We start from the raw sequence: 2,711 nt of genomic DNA, 5'->3' as shown, positions 1-2,711 counted from the left end.
GGAAAGGTCATATTCGATTTTCATTAGTAACAATTCCTATTCGGATTTATAACGCTATTGATTCCACGCAAAGTATTCGATTCAACCAATTGTCTAAAGAGACCAAAAACCCTGTGGGTTATGATAAGGTCGATAAAGTGACGGGTGAGAAATTGAAGAACGAAGAGATAGTAAAAGGATATCAATACGAGCCGGGGCAATATGTAATTATTGAGCAGGAGGATTTTGAGAAGATCAAACTCAAAAGTACTAAAGTAATAGAGATTGAAGGTTTTGTAGATGCTGATGAAATTCACCCGACATTATATGATGCACCTTATTTTATCGGACCTGATGGTGATGTAGCAGCCAAAACATACGCATTACTGATGCACACACTCAAAGAGTCCGGAAAAACGGGTGTGGGAAAGGTTGTGCTGCGTGATAAGGAGAATGTAGTGCTTCTAACTCCAAATGACGGAGGGCTGATGTTATACAAGCTCAGAAACCCCGATGAAGTGAGAAGCATGAAAGATGTACCAAAAATTGATGAGGTAGATACAGCAGACAAAGAGCAGCTCAAAATGGCCAAAACACTGGTAGATACCATGGCCAAGAAGTTTGAGGATATAGATACTACCGATCACTATAAAGAAGCATTGAGAGAAATGATTGATGCTAAAATAGAAGGAAAAGAAGTGGTTACGGTTTCTGAAGAAGAACCTGAAGTGGTAGATATCATGACTGCTCTTAAGGAAAGTATCGATCAGGCGAAGTCTAAGAAGAAGCCAATGAAAAAGGCTACCGGAAAGAAGAAAGAAGAGAAATCGAAGAAAAAAGCAAGTTAGGCTCTTTGCATGATCATTTGAGCTTATTCTATCATGGCTAAAGTTGTAAAATTTCCTTTAAGCGACAATACACGAATTGGCTATAAGCGGGTTAAAAAACGCAAAAAAGTCAATCTGGAAGACTATGGCCAACTCAACATGTTTAAAACGCCACCACCTGAGGCAAAGGTGGTGGAGATGCGGACACACAGGCATGAGAGCGATTTTGAGTACGCCTTGTCACTAGATGAGAAAGGTGAACTCGATAAGGCAAAAGAGTTTTACTTAAGAGCTATAAATGCCAAAGACTCAGAAGCTGATGCGTATTGTAACTTGGGCATAATCGAATCTGAAGAGAAACAATTTGCCAAAGCCATAGATAGTTTTACCAAATCACTCAAGGCTGATCCACGACATTTTGAGGCACACTATAATTTGGCAAACGTCTACTCTGAGGTTGGAAATAAGGCTTTGGCTAAAATACATTACGAATTGGTACTAGAGATAGAGCCTGAGTTTGCCAGCGCTTACTACAACCTGGGGTTAGTACTTGCCTTAGATAATCAGTTTAAGGAGGCAATAAGAGTTTTGAAAAAATATAAAATACTCATTGATGACGACCATGAGCACGTTAATAGACTGATTAATAGCTTGCAAAAGACGATGTTGTCACACGGTTAAACACTTACAAACTATGGACTCAACAATTGATTTGATATTAAAAGGCCATTTTAATCAACTTAGAGAGGAGATTAATAATTCTCCTTATCAGGAAACACAGGCAGAAAAATTGGCCATTGTTTTAAGTGAAATTTCTGAATACTTGCAAGGTAGGGAAGATGCAAAAGCTGATGAGCTAAGAACGAAGTTGGCTGAATTTATACCTCAAGTCACTGAAGGCAATGCTGAACGATTACTGAAATTGGCTCAAAAACCAATGCTAAAGGCCGGAAGAAGTAAGGCAAAGAAACAGGACAAGAAAGCCATGTAAGTACCAAAACAAAAAACCGACATGCTTTAAAAGCAAGTCGGCTTATTAAAATAGTCGTATTTGAATTACTTCAATGAGGCAATTAGCTCTTCGTTTCTTTTAACGTAACCAAAATCACCACCTTCGTTGGCTTTAGCCACTTCGATAGATCTTTTAGCTGTTTCTATAGCCTCTTTCTTCTTACCCATTTTAGCTAGAATCTGAGCTTTTAGGTGAATGTTCCAAAATTGATTTTTAGTGTTTTCATTCGCAAGATACATGTTGATCCACTCAAGAGCTTGCTCCATGTCTTTACCAGTAGCATAGTAGTAATTGGCTGCTTGCACATAGTTAGCCGGGTTTACTTTAGTTTTTGCCGAAATGTCAGCCATTACCTGCTGATCGAAGTTTACCTTCATAGGCACTTTGATAGATACATCATCCCACATCATTTCGATATTGGCAGAAGTATTATCTTCACTAATATCAGAAATCAGGAATGTAAGTGTTTCGATGCTTCTTCCCAGTTTAGTTGGTTTTACTGTAGTGCTCAACACTTCATTTTCTTTTTTATAAGCCGCTACGTTACCGCCAATGCTTAAGTCAGAGTAAAGCATGAAAGACCACTCATTCTCACCTGGTACAGTAAATATCAAGTATTCACCAGCTTTTACTTCTTTACCGGCAATCATAGCATCGGTACTTAAGGTAAGCACAGAGCCCTGATTAGCTCCAGTTCTCCAGGTTTGTCCGTAAGGCTGTAGGTAGTCATCGCCTGCGCCAAAGATCTGTCTTCCTTTTACTTTTGGTCTGTAGTAATCTACAGTTACGTCAGTTAGTCCAACTTTTGAGCTAACAGAACCAGACGGGCTTGGTTGAGGTGTTACAATCTGAGCCTGAGCTCCAAAAAAAATAAAGGCTGAAGCTACAGCTGT

The 2,711-nt window shown here is 39.1% G+C and carries 4 protein-coding genes; 3 read left to right on the top strand and 1 reads right to left on the bottom strand.

The features are described 5' to 3' along the window. The 3 genes from ku to E1176_RS02700 all read left to right on the top strand — a co-directional run. On the top strand, window positions 1-827 hold an 827-nt coding region (ku, locus tag E1176_RS02710), incomplete at its 5' end, for a non-homologous end joining protein Ku (protein WP_155209042.1). A 33-nt stretch (window positions 828-860) separates the two neighbouring features. Next, complete coding sequence (locus tag E1176_RS02705) at window positions 861-1,487, top strand: tetratricopeptide repeat protein (RefSeq protein WP_155209041.1); 627 nt, start codon at window positions 861-863, stop codon at window positions 1,485-1,487. A gap of 13 nt (window positions 1,488-1,500) precedes the next feature. After that, window positions 1,501-1,797, top strand: coding sequence for a hypothetical protein (locus E1176_RS02700; RefSeq protein ID WP_155209040.1), 297 nt, complete (start codon window positions 1,501-1,503; stop codon window positions 1,795-1,797). Window positions 1,798-1,862: 65 nt separating this feature from the next. Here the strand turns inward: E1176_RS02700 and E1176_RS02695 are convergent. Continuing rightward, window positions 1,863-2,711: DUF2911 domain-containing protein (locus E1176_RS02695; protein ID WP_155209039.1), on the bottom strand; the 849-nt coding region annotated here is incomplete at its 5' end.

The sequence above is a fragment of the Fulvivirga aurantia genome, from assembly GCF_009711475.1.
In the GTDB taxonomy this organism is placed as follows: Bacteria; Bacteroidota; Bacteroidia; order Cytophagales; family Cyclobacteriaceae; genus Fulvivirga; species Fulvivirga aurantia.
Note: the sequence above shows the minus strand (reverse complement) of the source record. Positions and strands in the feature narration are given on the sequence as shown.

Bases quoted from the DNA above. Each gene is read 5' to 3' on its own strand.
- E1176_RS02705 (WP_155209041.1), top strand. From the start codon at position 861: ATGGCTAAAGTTGTAAAATTTCCTTTAAGCGACAATACACGAATTGGC.
- E1176_RS02700 (WP_155209040.1), top strand. From the start codon at position 1,501: ATGGACTCAACAATTGATTTGATATTAAAAGGCCATTTTAATCAACTT.